Annotated in this window: 20 protein-coding genes; 16 read left to right on the top strand and 4 right to left on the bottom strand. The window is 46.5% G+C overall.

Annotation, left to right across the window (positions count from 1 at the left end; genetic code table 11):
• Positions 1-15: 15 nt before the first annotated feature.
• A complete protein-coding gene (locus tag ACOJS8_RS21775) occupies positions 16-717 on the bottom strand; it encodes a head GIN domain-containing protein (protein WP_420150664.1) in 702 nt (233 codons plus the stop codon).
• A gap of 296 nt (positions 718-1,013) precedes the next feature.
• On the opposite strand from ACOJS8_RS21775, the gene ACOJS8_RS21770 reads away from it, so the two are divergent.
• Positions 1,014-1,715: an ABC transporter ATP-binding protein gene (locus ACOJS8_RS21770; RefSeq protein ID WP_420150663.1), complete on the top strand. Its 702-nt coding sequence runs from the start codon at positions 1,014-1,016 to the stop codon at positions 1,713-1,715.
• On the opposite strand, the gene ACOJS8_RS21765 is transcribed toward ACOJS8_RS21770, so the two are convergent.
• Positions 1,680-2,525 carry an aminotransferase class IV gene (locus tag ACOJS8_RS21765; protein WP_420150662.1) on the bottom strand — a complete coding sequence of 282 codons (846 nt, stop codon included), beginning with the start codon at positions 2,523-2,525 and terminating at the stop codon, positions 1,680-1,682. The genes ACOJS8_RS21770 and ACOJS8_RS21765 overlap by 36 nt on opposite strands.
• 74 nt (positions 2,526-2,599) lie before the next feature.
• On the opposite strand from ACOJS8_RS21765, the gene ACOJS8_RS21760 reads away from it, so the two are divergent.
• The 3 genes from ACOJS8_RS21760 to ACOJS8_RS21750 all read left to right on the top strand — a co-directional run bounded on the left by ACOJS8_RS21760 (position 2,600) and on the right by ACOJS8_RS21750 (position 6,714).
• Complete coding sequence (locus tag ACOJS8_RS21760; protein ID WP_420150661.1) at positions 2,600-4,117, top strand: TolC family protein; 1,518 nt, start codon at positions 2,600-2,602, stop codon at positions 4,115-4,117.
• Between the two features lie 80 nt (positions 4,118-4,197).
• On the top strand, positions 4,198-5,616 hold the full coding sequence (locus ACOJS8_RS21755) for an efflux RND transporter periplasmic adaptor subunit (protein ID WP_420150684.1): 1,419 nt from the start codon (positions 4,198-4,200) through the stop codon (positions 5,614-5,616).
• A 93-nt stretch (positions 5,617-5,709) separates the two neighbouring features.
• Positions 5,710-6,714, top strand: a complete 1,005-nt coding sequence (locus ACOJS8_RS21750; protein WP_420150660.1) for an NAD(P)H-dependent glycerol-3-phosphate dehydrogenase — start codon at positions 5,710-5,712, stop codon at positions 6,712-6,714.
• 118 nt (positions 6,715-6,832) lie between these two features.
• Here the strand turns inward: ACOJS8_RS21750 and ACOJS8_RS21745 are convergent, their stop codons facing one another.
• Positions 6,833-7,018: a hypothetical protein gene (locus ACOJS8_RS21745; protein ID WP_420150659.1), complete on the bottom strand. Its 186-nt coding sequence runs from the start codon at positions 7,016-7,018 to the stop codon at positions 6,833-6,835.
• Between the two features lie 143 nt (positions 7,019-7,161).
• Between ACOJS8_RS21745 and ACOJS8_RS21740 the strand changes: the two genes are divergently transcribed.
• From ACOJS8_RS21740 to ACOJS8_RS21720, 5 genes are all read left to right on the top strand, one after another.
• Positions 7,162-7,746 (top strand): RNA polymerase sigma factor, encoded by a 585-nt coding sequence (locus ACOJS8_RS21740; RefSeq protein ID WP_420150658.1) that lies wholly within the window; start codon positions 7,162-7,164, stop codon positions 7,744-7,746.
• Between the two features lie 53 nt (positions 7,747-7,799).
• Entirely contained in the window at positions 7,800-8,816 is a 1,017-nt protein-coding gene (locus tag ACOJS8_RS21735; RefSeq protein WP_420150657.1) for a S1C family serine protease, read from the top strand.
• Between the two features lie 141 nt (positions 8,817-8,957).
• Entirely contained in the window at positions 8,958-9,239 is a 282-nt protein-coding gene (locus ACOJS8_RS21730) for a hypothetical protein (protein ID WP_420150656.1), read from the top strand.
• Positions 9,240-9,378: 139 nt separating this feature from the next.
• Positions 9,379-9,627, top strand: coding sequence for a molybdopterin converting factor subunit 1 (gene moaD, locus ACOJS8_RS21725; protein ID WP_420150655.1), 249 nt, complete (start codon positions 9,379-9,381; stop codon positions 9,625-9,627).
• Between the two features lie 58 nt (positions 9,628-9,685).
• The gene (locus ACOJS8_RS21720; protein ID WP_420150654.1) at positions 9,686-10,096 is read left to right on the top strand and encodes a molybdenum cofactor biosynthesis protein MoaE; all 411 of its coding nucleotides are present in this window, start codon (positions 9,686-9,688) and stop codon (positions 10,094-10,096) included.
• A gap of 12 nt (positions 10,097-10,108) precedes the next feature.
• On the opposite strand, the gene ACOJS8_RS21715 is transcribed toward ACOJS8_RS21720, so the two are convergent.
• Complete coding sequence (locus tag ACOJS8_RS21715) at positions 10,109-11,230, bottom strand: endonuclease/exonuclease/phosphatase family protein (protein WP_420150653.1); 1,122 nt, start codon at positions 11,228-11,230, stop codon at positions 10,109-10,111.
• A 189-nt stretch (positions 11,231-11,419) separates the two neighbouring features.
• Between ACOJS8_RS21715 and rimP the strand changes: the two genes are divergently transcribed.
• From rimP to ACOJS8_RS21680, 7 genes are all read left to right on the top strand, one after another.
• Positions 11,420-11,932 (top strand): ribosome maturation factor RimP, encoded by a 513-nt coding sequence (gene rimP / locus ACOJS8_RS21710; RefSeq protein WP_420150652.1) that lies wholly within the window; start codon positions 11,420-11,422, stop codon positions 11,930-11,932.
• A 95-nt stretch (positions 11,933-12,027) separates the two neighbouring features.
• Positions 12,028-13,272, top strand: coding sequence for a transcription termination factor NusA (gene nusA, locus ACOJS8_RS21705; RefSeq protein WP_420150651.1), 1,245 nt, complete (start codon positions 12,028-12,030; stop codon positions 13,270-13,272).
• 162 nt (positions 13,273-13,434) lie between these two features.
• A complete protein-coding gene (gene infB / locus ACOJS8_RS21700) occupies positions 13,435-16,803 on the top strand; it encodes a translation initiation factor IF-2 (protein WP_420150650.1) in 3,369 nt (1,122 codons plus the stop codon).
• Positions 16,804-16,886: 83 nt separating this feature from the next.
• Positions 16,887-17,588, top strand: coding sequence for a metallophosphoesterase (locus ACOJS8_RS21695; RefSeq protein WP_420150649.1), 702 nt, complete (start codon positions 16,887-16,889; stop codon positions 17,586-17,588).
• A gap of 142 nt (positions 17,589-17,730) precedes the next feature.
• The gene (locus ACOJS8_RS21690; RefSeq protein ID WP_420150648.1) at positions 17,731-19,842 is read left to right on the top strand and encodes a BatA domain-containing protein; all 2,112 of its coding nucleotides are present in this window, start codon (positions 17,731-17,733) and stop codon (positions 19,840-19,842) included.
• Between the two features lie 66 nt (positions 19,843-19,908).
• Positions 19,909-20,418 (top strand): PEGA domain-containing protein, encoded by a 510-nt coding sequence (locus ACOJS8_RS21685; RefSeq protein ID WP_420150647.1) that lies wholly within the window; start codon positions 19,909-19,911, stop codon positions 20,416-20,418.
• 159 nt (positions 20,419-20,577) lie between these two features.
• The gene (locus ACOJS8_RS21680) at positions 20,578-21,774 is read left to right on the top strand and encodes an alpha/beta hydrolase-fold protein (RefSeq protein WP_420150646.1); all 1,197 of its coding nucleotides are present in this window, start codon (positions 20,578-20,580) and stop codon (positions 21,772-21,774) included.
• The last annotated feature ends 21 nt before the right edge of the window (positions 21,775-21,795 follow it).

Raw genomic sequence — 21,795 nt, 5'->3', positions numbered from 1 at the left:
TCGTTTGCTGTTTTTCTAATCGCGCCGACTGATATCCGAGCCGCCGGATTTGCTTTTGGACAGCACTTTGGCTGAGCCGTAGTAATAAATATCCGAGCCACCGGAAGCATGCATATCTAATTCCTGCGAAGCATTCACGTAGACATCCGATCCACCCGATGAATTTGCCCGGCAGACTTCAGCCGTCAATTTACGGGCATCGAGATCAGCACCGCCCGACCCTCTGGCGTTCAGAATCCGGGCCGAACCTTGTAAAATGGCATCGGCTCCGCCCGAGGCTTCTACGTCAAGTTTGTTGGCTTTGAGCGTCAGTTTTACGTCAGATCCGCCCGATGCGTCAACATTCAAATCGTTGAACGACAGCGTTCCCTGGCCGAAAACATCGGCCCCGCCGGAGGCTTGTAAACTAGTCAGTTGCTTGAAGGTCAGGTAGGCTTTTACGTACGTGTTACGTCCGAAACTCAAACCGTTGAATCCCTTCCGTTCAATGTACAGTTTTAAGGTGCCATTTTCTACTTTCGAGATAACCCGGTCTTCGTCAACGCCTTTTACGTCGAAGGTTAGCTTTTCTGAATTGCCCTGCGTCAGATAAACGTCAATACCGCTACTGACGCTCAGGCCTGTAAAACCCGAAACCGAGCGATCTTTCTTCCAGTCGTCGTCCGATGCGTTTATGCTGGTGGTTAGCATTATAACCGATAGTATCAATGCTTTCATGGGTATAGATGGTTTTTTATTAGAAGATGATAAACATGGTTGTTACGTTGCATACCCGGTCGAAAAAGATGTCCGGTTTCAATGGTAGCTTTGTCCGGTAATGGACGTTATTGGCAAACGTATTGGCGATAAAATTCTATTAATCAGCACGCTATGTTTCTGGCACGGCGGTTGAGCTTTAAATAAAGGCATCAGATCTGTTCGATCCATTTAATTATTGACATGCTGGAATAGGTTAGTGAAGCCCATTCCTGATTTTACATATCTTAACCATTGTTGTTCAAAAGTAACTGATTATGATTCAACTCCGCAACGTCTCCAAGTTCTATCCCGCTGGGTTTGGCCGTGTCTATGTGTTGCGTAACATTAACCTCGATATTGCACAGGGTGAGTTTGTATCCATCATGGGGCCATCCGGATCGGGTAAGTCTACGCTGTTGCATATTCTGGGGCTGCTGGAAGAACCCTCCGAAGGCGAATACTTCTTTGACGATCAGCCTGTTCAGAAACTGTCAGAAAAAAGACGTACTGAACTCCACCGGACACGAATCGGCTTTGTATTTCAGGCGTATCACCTGATTGATGAGTTGACGGTATACGAAAACATTGAAACACCACTACTTTATAAAGGACTTAGTGGCGCCGAGCGGAAAAGCCGGGTGGCCGAATTGCTGGACCGTTTTAATATCGTGGCCCGGAAAGATTTGTTTCCGGCGCAACTTTCGGGCGGACAGCAACAACTGGTTGGTATTGCACGGGCGCTGGCCGCTGAACCTTCGGTTATTTTCGCTGATGAGCCAACGGGTAATCTGCACTCCGACCAGGCGCGTGATATTATGGAGCTGTTCCGCGAACTGAATCAGAAAGATGGCGTGACTATTGTTCAGGTAACTCATTCCGAAGTGAACGCCGAGTATGGTTCGCGGATCATCCGGTTGAAAGATGGCTGGCTGGAAGATTCTTCAACTGTGAAGTTGAGCGAAGAGGGCGTTGAGTAATTTCACTACGTTACTTTCGGGTGAGGCTGTAGCAGGAATTGATACGTTATCGATACTACGTAGCCACTGAATACCCATTACATTGGCACAAAATACGGCTTCAGCCCGCAGAATGTCTTTGGGGGGATAATGGCCTTGAATCACTGAAATACCTGAACCGGATGCTAAACGTAACAATTGCCGCCGGAGAATGCCGTTGATACAGCCGGTCTGGAGCGAAGGGGTATATAATGTTTGATCTGCAAACCAAAACAGATTCGACGAAAGGCATTCTGCTACGTTCCCTGTCGTGTCGAGCAGAATAACCTCATCAACAGCGGTTTGCTGTTTGTGAATCCCGGCCAGTACATAAGGAAGAGCGTTCAGGGTTTTAAACACTGAAACGGGAGATGGCGCCAGGCGATAGCTATCAAAAATGGTGGTTTTGGCTTTTTCAGTAACGGCGAAACCCTGACCGGGCCGGGCGGTAATCAGTACGTTCGTTGTATGCTGAGTAGGCGTATATAAACCACCCGCTTGCCGCCATACCTGAATTTTAATCCGGGTGGGTTGTCTGGTCAGATGATTAGCCGTAAGAAGCGCCAAAATGCGCTGATGAATTGCCTCGGCCGTGAAATTTTCGGGCAGGATAAGGTGTAAAGCAGTCATGCCAGCCGACAGTCGGTCGAAATGATCAGCCCAGAACCAGACCTGTTGCTGTTCGTAACGAATGGTTTCAAATAAGCCGTCGCCATACTGAAAAGCTCGATCAGCGTACGGCACATGAAAATCGCTTTCCGAAAGTATATCCGAATTATAAACCAGAAACATATTTAGTTTGCGCCGTTTATCCTAAAACGATAGCTGCGCCGAAGGTAAGTTTGTAACATTGAACCATCAAAATTATGTGTAAGCAAGTGGCGTGGAAACAGATACGGGTTGTAATGACCTTATTGGTAACGGCAGGTTTGTCAGCTACGTATGCACAAAATACGTCTGCCCAGTCTGGCGCTTCAGTAACGTCGTCAGCTAATACGGTTGCCAGTACCGCATCGCGGTTGAATTTGCAGCAATGCATTGACATTGCTCAGCAGAATAATATTTTGGTCAGGCAAGGGAAACTGACGGTTGCCAATTCGGATCTTCAATTGCGTCAATCACGCCTGAATCAATTACCAACGGCTGTGTTTCAGGGTAATCAGTCCGTAAACGGCGGACGTAGCATCAACCCGCAGTCGAACGAATTTGTCCAGCAGACAATCAACTCCAGTAGCTTTCAGTTAAATGCATCGGCTACACTATTTAATGGGGGGGTATTACGTAGCACTGTAAAACAGAATGATCTGGCACTTCAGGCTAGTCAGCTTGAATTAAATGCGACACAGAATAATGTTTCGCTGACGATAGCTCAGAACTACCTGAATGTATTGACCGGTACGGAACAACTAGCGGTAGCGCAACGTCAGGCCGACGTAACACGGGCCCAACTGGAACGTATACAACGACTGGTGAATGCCGGGTCGGCACCTGAAGCAAATTTATTTGAGTTGCGGGCAACGCTGGCCAGTAATGAAGTGGACATCGTTAATGCACAGAATACGCTGGATCTGGCTAAAGTAGCCTTACTACAGGCCATGAATGTGCCTATCAATCAGGAGTTCGACGTAGAGCCAATTAATGTACCTGACCCAGGACTAGACCCTTATACCGCTTCAGTACAACAACTGTATGACGTAGCATCTACAAATCTTCCAGAAGTAAAAGGAGCCGATTTACGGGTTAAAAGTGCCAATTTGGGCGTTCAGGTTGCTAAAGGAGGACTTTACCCGACATTATCCTTAAACGGAAACCTTAGTACGCTGTACTCGAGTGCGGCCAGTATGCAGATACCCAATGGTCAAACCGGCCAGACAACCATTGGATTTATTACTGACCCCGTAACAGGAGCGCAAATACCTGTTACAGCTCCAGTACCCGGATATGACCGTAGTGGAATTTCGTATGGCACCCAGTTAGGCAATAACTTTAGCCAGTCTGTTTCGCTGTTTTTGCGGGTTCCGATTTTTCAGGGTAATTTGTCGCGTAACCGCATTACAACGGCTAAGATTCAGCAGCAAAATGCTGAGTTAACAGCTTTGAACACCCGCCTGACGTTGCGTCAGCAAATAGAAACGGCTTACACCAACATGAGAGCCGGTGCTAATCGTTATAAAGCCACGCAGGCACAGGTGGCTTCGCTGGAGCGGGCATTTCAAGTGGCTGAAAGCCGACTGAATGCGGGCGCTATCAACGCCACGGATTATAGTATTGCAAAAACCAATCTTGACCGGGCTCGGGCTAGTCTGGTACAGGCAAAATATGATTACGTATTCCGAACAAAGATTTTAGACTATTACCAGAATAAATCGCTTAGTTTTAATTAAGTGAGTGAATGAGCGAGTGAGTGAATGGGCGAACAATTCCTGCCAACAATTCACTTCTTTATTAATTCACTCATTCGCTCATTATGAAAAAGTCAAACCGTATTTGGTGGATACTGGGGGCATTGGTTGTACTAATTGTGGGTGGGCTAGTTGCTGCCAAACAAGCTGGTATAATTGGTAAGCCCAAAGCGACCGAAGTTGATTTCGCATTGGTCAAACGGGCCAATATTACCGAACGGGTTAGTGCCTCGGGCCGCGTTCAGCCACAAGTCGAGGTTAAAATCAGTCCGGACGTATCGGGTGAGATTATTGGCCTATACGTTAATGAGGGCGATCCGGTCAAAGCAGGTCAACTCTTGTGCCGCATTCGTCCAGATAACTACGAGTCGATGATGGCGCGTGCACGGGCTACGGTTAATCAGAGTAGAGCACAATTAGAACAAACGAAAGCATCGGTAGCGCAGTCCAGCGCACGCCTGATCCGGGCAAAAGCAGACTACGATCGAAATCGGAAGCTATTTGCTGATAAAGTCATCTCAGCCGCCGACCTGGAAACGAGCGAGGCTAATTACAACGTAGCAAAACAAGAGCTGGAAGCGGCCAATGCGAACGTTCGGGCTTCGAAGTTCAATATTCAGAGCGCCGAAGCCAGCTTACGTGATGCCAGTGAAAACCTACGTAAAACCACCATTTATTGCCCCGTAAACGGTACGGTTTCCAAACTTAATATCGAGTTAGGTGAGCGCGTTGTTGGTACGTCGCAGATGGCCGGAACCGAAATTATGCGGATCGCTAATCTGCAAAATATGGAAGTACGTGTCAATGTCAACGAAAACGACATTGTGCGCGTGAATCTGGGCGATACGGCAGATATTGAAGTGGACTCGTACACAACGGCTGGTCGGAAATTCAAAGGTGTGGTATATGAGATTGCCAATACGGCCAATGGCCTGAGCGCTTCAGGATCAGCGGCCGCTGCTTCCGTTTCCACAGATGCCGTAACAGAGTTTGAGGTGAAAGTGAAAATTCTCAACAACTCTTACGGTGACTTACTCGCCCAGAAAGATAAAAAAGGCTATCCTTTTAAACCTGGGATGACAGCTTCTGTAGAAATTATTACCGATCGCAAATCTGGTGTACTAGCTATTCCAATAGCCGCTGTAACTACGCGAGGGGCCGATTCTTCTGCCATTAATACCGAGGAGCTAAAAGACCGACCTACGGGTACAGTTGATGAAAAACCGATTAATCAACCCGAAAAGAAGGACAAGCTAAAAGAGATTGTATTTGTCAACGAAGGCGGTAAGGCAATCCAGCGGGAAGTGAAAACAGGTATCAGTGATTTTGAAAATATTGAAATCATTTCTGGACTTAAACCAGATGAACAGATCATTTCAGGGCCCTTCATTGCCGTTTCCAAGAAATTGAAGAATGGCGAGTTGGTAACGAAGCGTGATCCAAATAAAAACAAGAAGAAAGAGGAAAAAACAGACGAATAACGTAACGCTACGTTGCTGTAGCGTACCGGGTATAGATCGGCAACAACGCGTTTAACTGTATCGAAACTCGAAGGGACGTCGTAGTTTTACCCCATGAAAGTAAACCAACCTGTTCGGGTAACGATGGTAGGAGGAGGCAGCTGGGCAACGGCACTCGTCAAAATCCTATCCGAAAACAACGTTAGTGTTAAATGGTGGCTCCGTAAGGCAACGGATGCCGAGCACATCAAAAAATTCGGCCATAATCCCAGTTACCTGAGTGATGTTCAGATCAATACCCGTAAGGTGAAAGTCTGCACAAAAATCCGTGATTCTGTTCGGGATAGCGACTACGTTGTTTTGGCTGTTCCTGCGGCTTTTGTAGCTGATGCGCTAAAAGGACTCAAGCCGGAACACCTCAGCGGTAAATGTATTATCTCGGCTATTAAGGGGATGATTCCAGACGCCAATCAGTTGGTAACTGACTGGGTAAGTGAGCAATACAATATACCTGCTGAGCGAATGTCTGTTATCGCAGGCCCGTGCCATGCCGAAGAAGTTGCTCTTGAAAAACAATCGTACCTGACAATTGCCTCTCCTGACGCTATCTGCGCCGAAAACGTAGCCAATTTGCTTCGCTGTCGTTTTGTACAGACTACGCCTGTCGATGATATTTATGGAATAGAATACAGCGCTGTGATGAAAAATATTATTGCGCTGGCCTGTGGTATTACGCGGGGATTAGGCTACGGCGACAATTTTCAGGCCGTATTGGTATCGAATGCCATGCAGGAGATCAAACGATTTGTTGATGCTATTTATCCCAAGCACCGTGATCTGAGCGGTTCGGCCTATCTGGGCGATTTGCTGGTAACGGCTTATTCGCCTTTCAGCCGGAACCGAACGTTTGGTACGTTGATTGGCCGGGGCTATACGATTCAGTCGGCGCAGGCCGAAATGAACATGATTGCGGAAGGCTATTACGCGGTAAAAAGTATTCATGCGATTAATCAGCAGGTTGAGGTTGACATGCCAATTACCAATGCTGTATACAAGATTTTGTATGAAAAATCCGCGCCAGCCGGAGCCATGAACAGATTGAAAGAGGTATTAACGTAACGTAGCAAAGCAAGGTGCAGCGTCTCTAAAAAACAAAGGTCCTCTGACGAATCAGGGGACCTTTATACCGTTTATAGCGTTGTCGGTAATAAGTACCGGCAGTTGTGCCTTAGCAAAATTACTTCGCGCTATCAGCCGACATCGTCGAAGCAGAATCCGTAGCCATCGTTGAGTCGGTAGCCATCGTCGAAGTCGAATCCGTCGTTGTCGTGGTTTCAGTTGATTCAGTCTTTTTCGAGCTGCAAGAAGTAGCAAGGGCGATCATAGCCATGAAAAAGAAGGCGGATTTCGTTATAGCTTTCATAGTTTTGGGGATGTTTTCGTTTACGTGATTAATAGATCAATGTCAACGTTAATACCCGATAGAGAAAAAGGTAACCCAACTTTTTTTAATTTTTTTTTGGGTTACGTCTCAGACCTTTTCGTATTAAGTAATGACTCAACTCAATGAAAGAAAGTAGGCAGCCCGTATTGACTGACGACGAGTTACTGACGGGTCTGGCTGATGGCTCTGACGACGCACTGGCGCAATTATACCGCCGGTATTTTCCGATGGTTCTTCATTTTGTGACCACAAACAGTGGTAGCGAAGACGATGCCAAGGATATTTATCAGGAAACGCTGATTGTGTTGTACGAGAAAGTAAGGAGTGGTTCACTGGAATTGCATTGCCAGTTGAAAACGTACCTCTACTCAATCGGCCGGCGTTTGTGGTTGAAGCAGTTAACGCAACGTAGTCGGTTTATGGTGCGTGATGTGGAAACGCCAGCTTCCGATGAATCGGTTCTTGAGCAGATCGATGATGATCTGACGGATCATGAGGAGCGCGACCGCCAATTTACGCTGATGGCCGACTCGCTGGATCGACTAGGGGAGCCATGCCGGACCTTGCTGGACGATTTCTATATCCAGCATCTGAGTATGCAGGAGATTACTGAAAAGTTTGGTTATACAAACGCTGATAACGCAAAAACACAGAAGTATAAGTGCCTGATGCGATTGAAGCGACTATTCTTTTCGGAATATAAATAAACGTTAATAACGGCTCCTCGGAGCGTATACTACCAACGTAACGACAGATAAATATGAACGAGGAAAGAGATATAGAAAACGCATTACGTGCCTATGGGGAACGGATTCGGTTTAAACGGCGATTGGCAAAAATCCAGGCTAATATCGACATGGAGAGTATGCGCCGTGATGCTGATTCGTATTATACCGAGCCTGCGACGTCTGGACAGATTCGTACATTATGGCAAACGTACCGTACTACGTTGGCGGTAGCCGCATCTGTAGCGCTGATTACTACGTTTGGCTCTATCTTCCTTTATCGTTCTTATCAGCAGGGGCATAAACAGCAGGAGCAGCAATATAGCTTACTGAGTAAAGAAATTCAGGCGGTTAAATCATCGCAGCGTCAGATTTTGAATGACATAAACGGACGCGGCCGTGGGCTGAGTATTAATCCCGCCCAGGTAGCTGGTTCCGGTTTCCTGATTACGGCCGATGGATATTTTGTTACGAACAACCATATTGTCCGGGAGGCTGATTCAGTGTATGTGCAAAGCACCAAAGGTGAGGTATATAAAGCGCGAATCGTCTATACGGATCAGGCCCATGATATTGCGGTTCTGCAACTTTGCGACGACAGCGCTTTCCGGACGTTACCCCCCGTTCCATACAGCTTCGATGCGCATTCGTCCGATCTTGGTGAACGCGTTTATACGCTGGGCTATCCTCGCGAAGAAATTGTGTACGGCGAAGGCTACCTTAGCTCAGGAACGGGCTATCGGGGCGATTCGACCGCTTATCAGGTCGCTATCGGCGTAAACCCAGGAAACTCTGGCGGCCCGCTTCTGAATGAGAAAGGAAACGTAATTGGAATGATTAGTGGTAAACAAACAACTTCAGAGGGAGTAAGTTTTGCCATAAAAACAAACTATTTACTGGAAGCGCTAAACAATATTCCCGCTGATTCGCTTAAGGGGCTCCCCATTCGTTTAAACCGGAAAAATACGTTGACGGATCTGAACCGGAAACAGCAGATCAAACGGATGCAGGAGTACGTTTATCAGGTAAAAGTGTTTAAGCACAGAGAGTAAAAGAAAGTTACCTCCGCTACGTCCCCGGTTATAAAATTAGATTTTATAACCGGGGACGTAGTGTTTAGGGGGCGCTGATTCTTGATAAACAATTAGCCTTGGTGGGGAGTTGTTGAATAAAACAAATCCAAACTCGACACAATGAAAAAGTTCATGATGCTGGCCACTGCGCTGGTTTTTTCGGCAGCCGTTACGTTTGCGCAGGATACAAAAGAAAATGCCAAGGAAACAGCTCGTCAGGCTGGGCGGACCGTTGATGCTGCTGGTGATAAAATAGGCCGCGAAACGCGTAAAGCTGGTCGTAAAATTGATCGGGCTGCAAAAAATACCAAAGAAGATGTGAAAGACGGTACCAACAAAGCACTCGATAAAGCCGATAGAAAGATGAAAAAAGCTGAGCGTAAAATGGATAACTCCAGGTAATTTTCATTTTTTGGGAATAGGAACTGTGCCACTACGTTAAAGCAGTGGCACAGTTTTTTTATCGGTATGTACGAACTTCACTCTGCTGTTACTACGTTCCTTTTATAAGTCGTTACATTTTATTGAAAGCAATTCGCTCATGAGTTCATCTGTTTCGGTGCTTTTGTTTGGTATTAGCCGCGACCTGACTGGGCAATCGGCTATTTCTGTTCCCCTTAGAGAGGGCGCTAACGTTGAAAATTTACTTAGTCAGTTGCATCAGGATTACCCTGCCTTGGCGGGAATACGCTCGTTGTTGGTAGCGGTTAATGGAGAATACGCCGAAATGGACCAGGTACTCAGTCAGCGTGACGAGATTGCCCTTATTCCTCCGGTTAGCGGAGGCTGATCTATGGACAGTATGAAAGAAATACGCGTCATTTATTATCAGCATTATCCATAAGTATATGATTACGCTTACTTCTGAGCCGATTGACGTAGCGTCTGCCCTGAAAGATCTTCATTCCGAACGAGCAGGGGCTGTTGATTTATTCCTGGGGGTTGTTCGCGACAATACAAATCAACGATCAGTTGACCGGCTCGAGTACGAAGCTTATGACCGGATGGCGATCAGTGAAATACAGAAAATTGCTGATACTGCCTGTGAACGCTGGCCTATTCTACGTTATACCGTAATACACCGGAAAGGAACCTTGCAGATTGGCGAAATTGCCGTATTGATTGGTGTTTCAACCGCCCACCGCGCCGATGCTTTTGAGGCCTGTCGCTACATCATCGATACGATTAAACAGACCGTACCCATCTGGAAAAAAGAAATATTTACAGATGGCGAACAATGGGTTAATGCGCATCCATAAATACCGGGGTAATTATTTCACTACGTAGGTTCCCATGATTGGATAATGGTCTGAATCGGTTACGTAGTTGATTGTCTCAAAATTTAAAATGGGTAAGCGAGGGTCGTGGAACTGATGATCGATGCGAATGAAATTAGGCATGTGATTATAGCTGAAGCCGAAACCATGTCCTTCTTCCTCAAAACTATTAGGGAGTAATCGACGCATGCGTTCATACACTACGCCATAAGGGGTATCATTGAAATCGCCAGTAATAATGACCGGATAAGGGCTCGCTTTAACGTACTCCTGAAGCTTGGAGACCTGAGCATTGCGCTCAACAAAGCCGGTACGTAGCGCGCTGACTACGCCCCTTGTTTCCTGCTTTACTTCATTCATCTGATCTTTTTCCAGCACTTTTCCCAGCCGGATACCCATAGAGTGCAAATGAACATTGATAACGCGGATTGTATCATTGCCAACTTTTAAGTCGGCCCAAATAAGTCCATTGGGTACTTCAAAAGCTTCCTTGCCCCATTTTGTGATGGGATAAATAGAGAAGATGGCCATACCAAAAGCGCCCCCGCTGCTGTTCCGGTTTACAGGGTGTAAAATGCACGAGTATGGATACCCCGCTTTACGAAATCGTTTAAAAAAATCATATTCAGGAGAAATCGTTGATGTGTAAAACTCCTGAAAGCACTTAACGGGGGCATCAACGCGTACTACGTAGTTAGCTAATCGACGAAAGCGGGGCGAAGTTGGATACTGGTCAAGCGTAGATAGGTCAAGGTCAAATGTTTTCACATTGTAACTAAACACCTTTAGAGGAACCCCATCGCCGGTAAATTCTTTTATTTGATTCCAGCCAAATGTACGGGAGCCGAAGAGAGCTATACCAATCAGAAGCACAATACCTGATAGCCAACTCCGCCAGGGTCTGTCAGTAAGCCACAAAATAACGACCACCAAATTTAGTATCCAAGCAACGGGAATTGTAATCATAATCAGCCCGGCTAACCAGTGGTACGTAGGTAGGCTGTATAAGAGCCAGTAGGCGAACCAGGTATAGATGACTAGCCATAAATTAAGTGACCATAGTAATGACCGAAAAAAAAAGGCAATCAGGTTTCCAATACGCGTCCTTATTGTCATACAGTCATGGTTGGGCGAAATAAATCCTTTCAAACTGCCAAAAATAAGGCATAATGGCCGGATTGACCTCAACTACGATCAGGGAGGGGCTTGCGGAACAGTTAGGAATGTATTATCTTTGTGGCACTAAAACCATATGGCATTGATCAAAAAAGGGAGTCGCACTCCCTTTTTTGTTAGCCTGACCTTATGGACGACAAAGCACGTATTACTGAATTGCTAAAACCCTACCTGAACGACGATCTCTTTTATGTCGTTGATATTCAGGTTAATGGGCGGAGAGGAGGCCACATTAAAGTTACGATACTGATCGATAGCGACGCTGGAATTACGATTGATGAATGTGCTGACATCAGCCGGAAATTAGGTTCGCAAATGGATGAGTTAAATTTTTTTGGTGAAGCTCCTTTTACACTCGAAGTTTCATCGCCTGGAGTTGACTATCCACTGACGTTTCCACGTCAATACATACGTAATGTTGGAAGGGTTCTGACGGTTAATCTGGTTGATGGAAGTGCTCGAAAAGGTAAACTCGAATCCGTTTCGGATGATCATATTGTGCTGAATGTTGAGCCCGAAAAAAAAACGAAGAGTAAAAAGAAAAAAGAAGCTAATTTAATGACAGAAGTGGAAGCCGTCGGTCCCACACCGATCCCCTTCAGCCAGATTAAAAAAGCGAACGTAGAAGTATCATTTAAATAAAGTCGATAGTCAAAAGTCAATAGTCGTCAGTAGCGGAAGCGTTACTTACTCCCGATTATCGACTGAAAACTGACGACTTCTGACTAACTACTAAAATGACCAGTGGACTTTTAATTGAATCGTTTGCTGACTTTGCTCGGTCGAAAAACATTGACCGGCCAACTATGATCGCCATCCTGGAAGATGTATTCCGGACGATGATACGTAAGAAATACGGTACAGACGAGAATTTTGACGTAATCATTAATGCGGAAAGTGGCGATCTGGAAATGTGGCGTACGCGAGAAATCGTGGACGACAATTCAGAAGATATCTGGGATTACGATAAAATCCCTTTAGCCGAAGCCCGCAAAATTCAGGATGACTTTGAAGTGGGCGAACAGGTAGCTGAGGAAGTCAAGCTTGAGGATTTTGGCCGCCGGGTCGTGCAAACGGCTCGCCAAACGCTGATTCAGAAGATAAAGGACATGGAGAAAGAACTCCTTTATCAAAAATATAAAGATCAGGTTGGCGATTTAGTTAGTGCTGAGGTATATCAGCTATTGAAGCATGAAATCATTCTGATTGATGGTGAAAGCAATGAACTGAGCTTACCACGTAATGAGCAGATTCCGAAAGATCGTTACCGGAAAGGTGAGGCTGTAAAAGCTGTCATCAGCCGGGTTGATATGTTAAATGGTACACCCAAGATTGTATTATCACGTACGTCCCCCGTCTTCCTCGAACGATTATTTGAGATAGAAGTACCTGAGATTTACGATGGTCTGATTTCTATTCGTAAAATTGTTCGAGAGCCAGGCGAACGGGCAAAAGTTGCAGTTGAATCTTATGACGACCGCATTGATCCGGTAGGAGCCTGTGTGGGTATGAAGGGATCACGTATTCATGGGATCGTTCGCGAACTGGGTAACGAAAATATTGACGTTATCAACTATACAGAAAATCTTGAACTGCTTATTAGCCGCGCACTTAGTCCTGCTAAAATCAGTTCAATGCAGATTGATCGGGAAGCTAAGCGCGTATCTGTTTTTCTAAAGCCTGACCAGGTATCTCTGGCAATTGGTAAAGGAGGACAAAATATTAAACTGGCGGGTCGACTGGTCGATATGGAAATCGATGTATTCCGCGATAACGAAGGTCAGGAAGACGATGAAGACGTTGACCTGATGGAATTCTCGGATGAAATTGACGAATGGATGATTGATGAACTTCGCAAAGTTGGTCTCGATACGGCCAAGAGCGTTTTGGCGCTTAGCAAAGAAGAACTCGTTCGCCGAACAGATCTTGAAGAAGATACAGTCGAAGAAATCCTGAATATCCTTAAGCAGGAATTTGAATAAATAAATGGCTGTGTAGAAGGAATAATGTAGAAGGAACGCCTTAAAATCATTATTCCTTTTACATTATTCCTTCTACATTATCACATAAGGGATTTTTATTCCTGAATCTGTTGTTCATACCATACCAACAACCATTAAATTTGCCGAATATAGACCGAACGTATGGCAGAAGAAAAGTCAATGCGCCTAAGCCAAGTGGCAAAAATTCTCAACAAAGGACTTTCCTCTGTTGCGAGTAGTCTGTCTGCCAAAGGGTTTAAGGTTGAAATTAATCCTAACACCAAAATCAACATGGAACAGTTGGAGGTGTTAGCGAAGGAATACAAATCAACGGAACTCCTAAGCGGAGCTCGTCGTACCGAACCGTCGGTTGCGGTTGCTGAGCCACCCCGCCGTCAGGAGGAGGATGTCGTTGCATGGCGTCGTGATGACGCGAGACGTCCAGCTACAGAAAACATACCAGAGTCAACTTCGGCTGAATTACCTAAAGTGGCTCCAACTGAGCCTAAACCAGTTCCTCAAACTGCTCAGACGGGTTTGCCGGGCTTGAAAGTATTAGGTAAAATTGATTTGAATGCGAGGCCATCAGCCCCGGCTACTCCGCAAGCTAAAGTGGCACCGTCACCAGCACAGGAAGTAAAACCGGCTGATACGGTTAATAAACCAGAAGTACGGCCAAGTAGTGATACACCAAAACCAGTTGTATCACAACCCGTTACTCCTCCTCAGCCAGTAGCAGAAGCTGTTAAGCCAGTCGAGGTAAAAGTAGCTCCGGCTGAGCCTGTTTCTGCTCCGGTTAATACAACACCGAAAGAGGATCCAAAGCCTGTTGCACCTGCACCTGAACAGCCCGTACAGGCACCTGTTGCTAAGGCGACACCAGAGCAGGCGGCACCAACCGTCCGTCCTGAAGCGCCTAAATCGACAACGCCCTTACAGCCGAAGCAGGAGAATCGACGGCCTGAAAACCAAGGTAATAACCGACCCGATAATCGTCCAAACACTCCGCCCCCATCACAGAACAAGCCTGTGACGCGTGAAGTCAACGATGAGGGAGAGGTACCTGTACCACCAACTGAAACAATTCGGGCCGCTGGTAGCCACCAGTTAGGTGGCCTGAAAATCCTTGGTAAGATAGAATTACCTGTTAACAATCCACGCCAGGGCCAGGGTGGGGGTGGTAGCAATGCCGATAAGAAGAAGCGGAAACGGATTCGTGGTGGCCGTGAAGGTGCTTTAGGTAGCACTTCTCAACCCAATCAGGGAGGTCAGCGCGATAATAATAACCGAAATGATCGTCCTCCCCGCGATGGTGACCGTGCCCCGGTAAACCGTGCGCAAGGTGATCGCCCGCAGGGTGACCGGAATCAGGGCCAAAGGGATAACAACCGTCAGCAGCCTCAGGGCGACCGTAACCAGACAGGAGGTGGCCAACAACGGGATAATAATCAAAATCGCCAGCAAACACAGGGTGATCGGAATCAGGCCCCAGCCAATCGCGGTAATAACAACCAGACTTCAGATAGCAATAATAACAATGCCAATCGGGGTAATAATAATCGCGCAGGGGGAGGCCGTGGAAATAATCGTTCAGATCGTTCGGGGGGTAATCGTCGCGAAGCACCAACGCAGGCCGATGTTCGGAAAGCAATTCAGCAAACGAATGCCCGGATGCAGGGTAATACGCCAAATCGGGGTGCTGATCGCCGACGGGATCGTCGGAACCAGCGCGAAGAAGACCGTCGCCTGCTGAATGAACAGGAGGAGCTGGAAGCTAAAACGCTGAAGGTGACCGAGTTCGTCTCCGCGAATGATTTGGCCTCGCTGATGGACGTATCGATCAACGAAGTTATATCGGTTTGTTTGAACCTGGGTATGTTCGTTTCGATTAACCAACGCCTGGATGCTGAAGCTATTACAGTTATTGCGGATGAATTTGGCTATGATGTTCAGTTTGTATCGGCTGAAGACGAAACCGAAGCCGGAATCGACGTAGCAGCAGATGATCCGGAAGATTTACAACCACGGGCGCCGATTGTGACCATTATGGGACACGTTGACCATGGTAAAACATCGTTGCTTGATTACATTCGTCGGGCCAAAGTTGCGGCTGGCGAAGCTGGAGGTATCACACAGCACATTGGTGCCTACAGTGTAAAAACCAGCGATGATCGGATGATTACGTTCCTGGATACACCGGGCCACGAAGCCTTTACGGCCATGCGGGCACGGGGTGCTAAAGTAACGGACGTAGTAATCATTGTAATTGCTGCTGATGATAGTGTCATGCCGCAGACGCGTGAGGCTATTAACCACGCACAAGTAGCTGGCGTTCCAATTGTATTCGCTTTCTCGAAAGTTGATAAACCCGGCGCTGATGCGGAGAAAATTCGTACAGAGCTGGCGGGAATGAACCTACTCGTCGAAGAATGGGGTGGTAAATACCAGGCACAGGAAATCTCGTCAAAATCGGGGATGGGCGTCGATGAACTGCTCGAAAAAGTACTACTTGAAGCCGAACTGCTTGAACTAAAAGCCAATCCTGACCGCCGTGGTTTAGGTACCATTATCGAAGCTTCGCTGGATAAAGGTCGTGGTTACGTATCAACTGTACTGGTCGAAAACGGTACGCTACGTCAGGGCGACATCATGCTTGTCGGTGCGCACTACGGTCGCGTACGTGCCATGACAAATGATCGGGGTGAACGTATCAAGGAAGCAGGACCTGCAACACCGGTTCAGATTCTGGGATTGCCCGGAGCACCACAGGCGGGCGATAAGTTCAACGTTATGGAGACCGAACGCGAAGCTCGTGAAATTGCGAACAAACGCGAGCAGCTTCTGCGTGAACAAACGCTACGTACCCGTAAGCATATTACGCTCGAAGAAATTGGCCGCCGGAAAGCGATCGGTACGTTCAAAGAACTGAATGTTATTGTGAAAGGTGACGTGGATGGTTCGGTAGAGGCCCTGTCGGATTCGTTACTGCAACTTTCTACAGAGGAAGTTCAGGTGAATATCATTCACAAAGCTGTTGGACAGATTTCTGAATCGGATGTTCTGCTGGCCTCCGCGTCGGATGCCGTCATTGTGGGCTTCCAGGTACGTCCTTCGTCAAGTGCCCGCAGATTGGCAGAGCAGGAGCAGATTGAAATTCGTCTCTACTCGATTATCTACGACGCCATCAACGAGGTGAGAGATGCTATGGAAGGCTTACTGGCACCGACCGTCGAAGAAGTTATTGTGGGTAACATCGAAGTCCGTGATGTGTTTAAGATCAGCAAAGTTGGTACTGTAGCTGGTTGCTACGTAACAGAAGGCACGATCAAACGGAACAACAAAATCCGGATTATCCGCGACTTTATTGTGATTCATACTGGTGAAATAAGTGCGCTGAAACGTTTCAAGGAAGATGTTAATGAAGTGAAGACTGGCTACGAATGTGGCTTGAGCATCCGAAACTTCAACGACATCGAAGTTGGCGATGTCATCGAAAGCTTCGAATTGAAAGAAGTGAAGCGAACACTGTAAGCTAAAATATAGTAATGTTTACGAAGCCCTGACAGAAAACTGTCAGGGCTTTTTCGTATCTTATTTGTTCCGAACAAACGCTTATGGAAATCTTAACGATAAGTGATATTCATGGTAGAACTATTTGGAAAGAAGCCAATTTTGATCGCTATGACCGCGTCATTTTTCTAGGCGATTATACGGATAGTTATGTTGTTGATGATGAGACGATTTACTCAAATCTGGAAGAAATCATCCAGTTGAAACGTAACGTACCGGATAAATTCGTACTTCTCATTGGTAACCATGATGCTCAATATTTGCACTATCCAAACTATCGTTGTTCAGGCTTCCGACAGTGGGCACAATCAATGCTGAGCGATTTATTTACTAACTATGAATCGTTATTTCAGATTGCCCACCAGCAGGGAGCATACCTGTTTACACATGCAGGGGTCACGAATCGATGGTTAAGGCGTTTATTAGTAAAAACAGGCCATGAAACACTTTCTATAACGCCTGAATACGATGTTGCCGGATTGCTTGATAAACTTCATCGATCCGTCAACTTCCGGAATATTTTGTTTGAAGTTGGTCCCCGACGAGGTGGATATGATTTGTGTGGTGGGCCGGTTTGGGCTGACCGTTCTGAAACGAAAGTCGACTATTTGTCGGATTTTCATCAGGTTGTTGGGCACACACCCGTTGATGCGTTCACGACGATAACCAGTGAAGCTGGATCAATTACGTATACCGATGTATTACAAACTAAAACAGCCTTTTATGAGCTCGTAATCCCTGATTAACTTAGAACGGAAGAAACGAAAGACTCTCGTTAAATCGTTAATTATAAAATAGTCCTTTAATTTTCATTGAATAGTGTTATAAAGCAGACAACTATCTGTGATTATCTAAGGGATGTACAAGCTTCGTCTCCATTTTGCCTGAATGAATTTCCTGTATCCTTCCTTTCTTTTTGGCCTGATGGCTGTGTCGGTTCCGATCGCGATCCATTTGTTCAATTTCCGGCGCACACGGCGGGTATTTTTCACGAATGTGGCGTTGCTACGTACCGTTCAGACCGAAACAAAATCGTTCCGGCGGCTGAAGCATTGGCTCATTCTGGCATGTCGGTGCTTGTTTTTAGCCTGTTTGGTGCTGGCTTTTGCGCAACCATTTATACCGAGCAAAAATAAGCTGGGTTTATCGCGGCAGGGCGTTACGAGTTTGTATGTCGATAACTCGTTCAGTATGCAGAACGAACGGAATACCAAGCGGTATCTGGATATTGCTATTAGCAAACTAGACGAACTACTGACGTTATTTCGAAACGCTACGTCTCTGCAACTGCTTACAAACGATTTTTCGACAGCTGAACAGCAGGCAGGTACAGCTGAAGCAATTCGCGATCGTGTCACCTCGATTCGTTATGCGCACACCCCCCGGACGCTGGAAACCGTTTATCGACGGCAACGTAACTTACTGAGCTCGCTAAATCCAAGCGGACGTAATCAATTATTCTGGTTTTCTGATTTTCAGAAAAGTACTGTCGGCGATCTGACCCGTCTGAAAATTGACACGACGGATCGTCTGTTTATCGTACCGCTGGATGCACAGCCGACTAAAAATGTATATGTTGATTCGGTTTGGCTTAGTACACCTTTCATCCGCGAAATGCAGAATAATAGTTTAAACGTCAAGCTGAATAATGCAGGTCGGGAGAATGTAAAGAACTTGCCGGTACGGTTGTATCTGGACGATGCGCAGACATCGACGGCAACCGCAACGCTGCAGCCGGGTGGCTCGGCAACGGTCTCGCTCAATTTCAACGTAACGTCTAAAGGATATCATCGGGGCCGGATTGTCTTTGAAGATTATCCTATTACGTTCGATAATCAATATTTCTTTGTTATTGAAGCTTCACCGGCCGTTCGTGTTTTGCACCTTTACGAGCAGAAAGCCAGTTCGGCTAATCGTTCGGCCGATTATATCGATGCGGTTTTTTCGAACGATAGCTTGTTTGTGCGTCGAAGTTTCAACGCCCAGAACTTTGATGTCGGTCAGCTAAAGGAAACTAATTTGGTGGTGCTGGAGGGCGTAGTGCAGATAAGTGGCGCCTTACGTACCGAACTGGAACGATTTGTACAGCAAGGGGGAAGCTTGACGATTATTCCACCCGCAAATCCGAACAGCGCATCATACATTCCATTTTTGCAAACGTTGGGGGTTGGCAACATGCAGGTCACTACCACAGCGGGTATAGAGCCGAATCCATTGCCTGTGGCTGATCCGGATCGAAAGAGTCCGTTCTTTCAGGATGTGTTTCAACAGAGCTATCAGTCTGAACCGTTGAATCTGCCAACGGCTGCTCCGGTGTGGCGGTGGAGTGCAGGCGAACGGTTGTTAAGCCTGCGTGATGGCAGCCCGTTATTAACCCGAACGCGAGTAATTGGTGGAGCCACGGCCCGACAGTCGCAGGGAAGCGTTTACGTATTGGCTAATCCGTTGGGAGAGACCTATGGTAATCTGGCTGAACACGCGCTTTTTGTACCGATTATGTATAAAATGGCCGCACTAAGCGTTCGACCTCAACGGGCAGCATACTCGTTCGATGATAATCTACTGACCATCCCCGTTAGTAATCCTTCGGAGCGGTCCGTATATAAGCTGAAACACAACAAGCTGGAAATTATTCCTATACAACGTATTGTTGGCAATCAACTTCTGATTGAAATGCCTAAAAGCAACGAGTTAGCGACTGGTCAGGAAGTAGAATCGGGTTATTATGAACTGCAAAACAGCCAGGGTAAAACAGAACAGTTGCTGGCGTTTAACCACGGTAATCAGGAATCAACCATGGATTTTTATTCGGCTGATGAGTTACGCCGGACATTTGCTAATCAACCCAACGTAGAGGTATTCGACAGCATTCAGGATGGTGATTTTGTACAGGTACTGGAGCAAGAAAACCTCGGCAAGAGTTTGTGGAAGTATTTTCTACTGGGAGCACTGGCTTTCCTGCTAATCGAAGTAGGCCTGGTTCGGTTTATGAAGGGATAAACGTAACACAGTTATGAAAAAGCTTATAATTGCTTTTCTATACCATCGTATTTGCTCAGTCAACTCATGAAGAAACATTCCTTTCGTCTGCTGCCATTGGCACTGGCTGGTCTCATCTTATTGGAAAGCTGTTCGAGTTATACTGTCATTCAGTCGAATCCGAGTGGCGCCAAACTTTATCTGAATGAATCGCCGGTTGGTGTTACGCCCTATCGCTACGCTGATACAAAAATTATAGGCAGCACAACGCAGGTACGATTAGAAAAGGAAGGCTATACTCCGCTTCGTACGTCGTTTTCAAGAAATGAACAGGCTGATGTTGGGGCAATTATCGGTGGCATTTTCTTCCTGTTCCCATTTCTATGGACAATGAAATACTCGCCTGAGCATACGTACGAACTTGCCCCGTTGGGCAGCACCCCTTTTGTGACACCCTTACCTCTGGCGAACGATGCCGTGGTATCTCCCTCAAAAGCAACACGCTTGAGGGAGGCAAAAAAACTGCTGGACGATGGCATTTTAACCAAGGAAGAATACGAAAAAGAAAAAAAGAAAATTCTGGATTCAGATAACTGATAAGGAACGGCTGAGATAATCTCAGCCGTTTTTTTATGCGAGCCACTTTGGATGATTTGCCTCTGGCACTAAATCGTGATAATATCTCGCAAAAACTTACAAAAAATAGCCTCGTGTGTTCGTCCGTTATGAACTTTATGTATTTTTGACGTAAAGAGAATGATGATGACCCTCACCCAAACAACTTATCTGATTATCCTGCTTTTACTTATATGGTTTCAGTCGATATATGCGCAGCAGGCTCATGTGAATCTGGACTGGAACCCGCAAAAAAACACGCAGAATCTGGTGCCTTTCGGGGCTAATGTTATCTCGCCCGATGTTCGCGACGACCGCACTGTTACGTTTCGAATGAAAGCGCCCGAAGCTAAACAGGTAATGTTGACTGGCGGACCAATTTTGCTGGCGCTTAATCAGAAAGATCCCATTCCTTTCAAAAGAGAAAGCGATAGCCTCTGGACGTTGACTGTCGGCCCAGTTAAGCCTGATATTTATGTCTATAAGTTTATTGTTGATGGGGTAACGGTGCCCGACCCGAACAATACGCTGACGGGTTTCAACGATCAGCCAGGCTATAGCAACCTGGTTGTTCATGGCGATGGACCGGCTTATTATGATGCCAGACCGGTACCGCACGGAGCTGTTGCGCGTCATGTTTATCACTCTAACGTATTGAATGGGGAGCGGGAAATATATGTTTACACGCCCCCCGGCTATTCACCCAAGAAGAAATATCCCGTCTTGTATCTGGTGGGTGGCAGTGGTGAACTGGCTTCTGGCTGGAGTCTGGATGGTCGGACGAATTTCATCGCCGATAATTTGCTGGCAGAAGGAAAAATGGTGCCGATGATTATTGCCATGCCGAACAATCAGGTTATTCACCGTAACGCTCCGGATCATACGCAAAAGACGTTTCCACTTTTTGAAGAAGAGCTGAAAACGCAGATTATTCCCTTCGTTGAAAAAACGTACAGCACCCGTGCTGACCGGAAAGGCCGTGCGCTGGCCGGTTTGTCGATGGGCGGACGACATACACAGTTGATTGGCCTCAAGAATCTGGATTTGTTCAGTTCGTTCGGCGTACTAAGTGCCGGTGATCTGGAAACTGAAAAAGTCAGCGCAGCTTTTCTGAACGACCCGACGACTAACCAGAAAGTAGATTATTTGCTGGTAGGGCAGGGGCCGCACGAAGCCAACGCACCCATTGGCAAACGTGTGCTGGCGTTACACGATGCTCTTCAGAAACATAACATCAAACACGAGTACTACGTGGGTGGCGATGGGGCGCACGACTGGGCAACCTGGCGCCACCTGTTGTATTATAAACTGTTACCGAACCTCTGGCGGAGCAAATAATCCTGACTTATTCCTTTATTT

It is taken from the genome of Spirosoma sp., from assembly GCF_048594605.1.
Classification (GTDB): domain Bacteria; phylum Bacteroidota; class Bacteroidia; order Cytophagales; family Spirosomataceae; genus Spirosoma.
The sequence above is the reverse complement of the archived record's forward strand: the minus strand, read 5'-3'. Positions and strand labels throughout refer to the sequence as shown.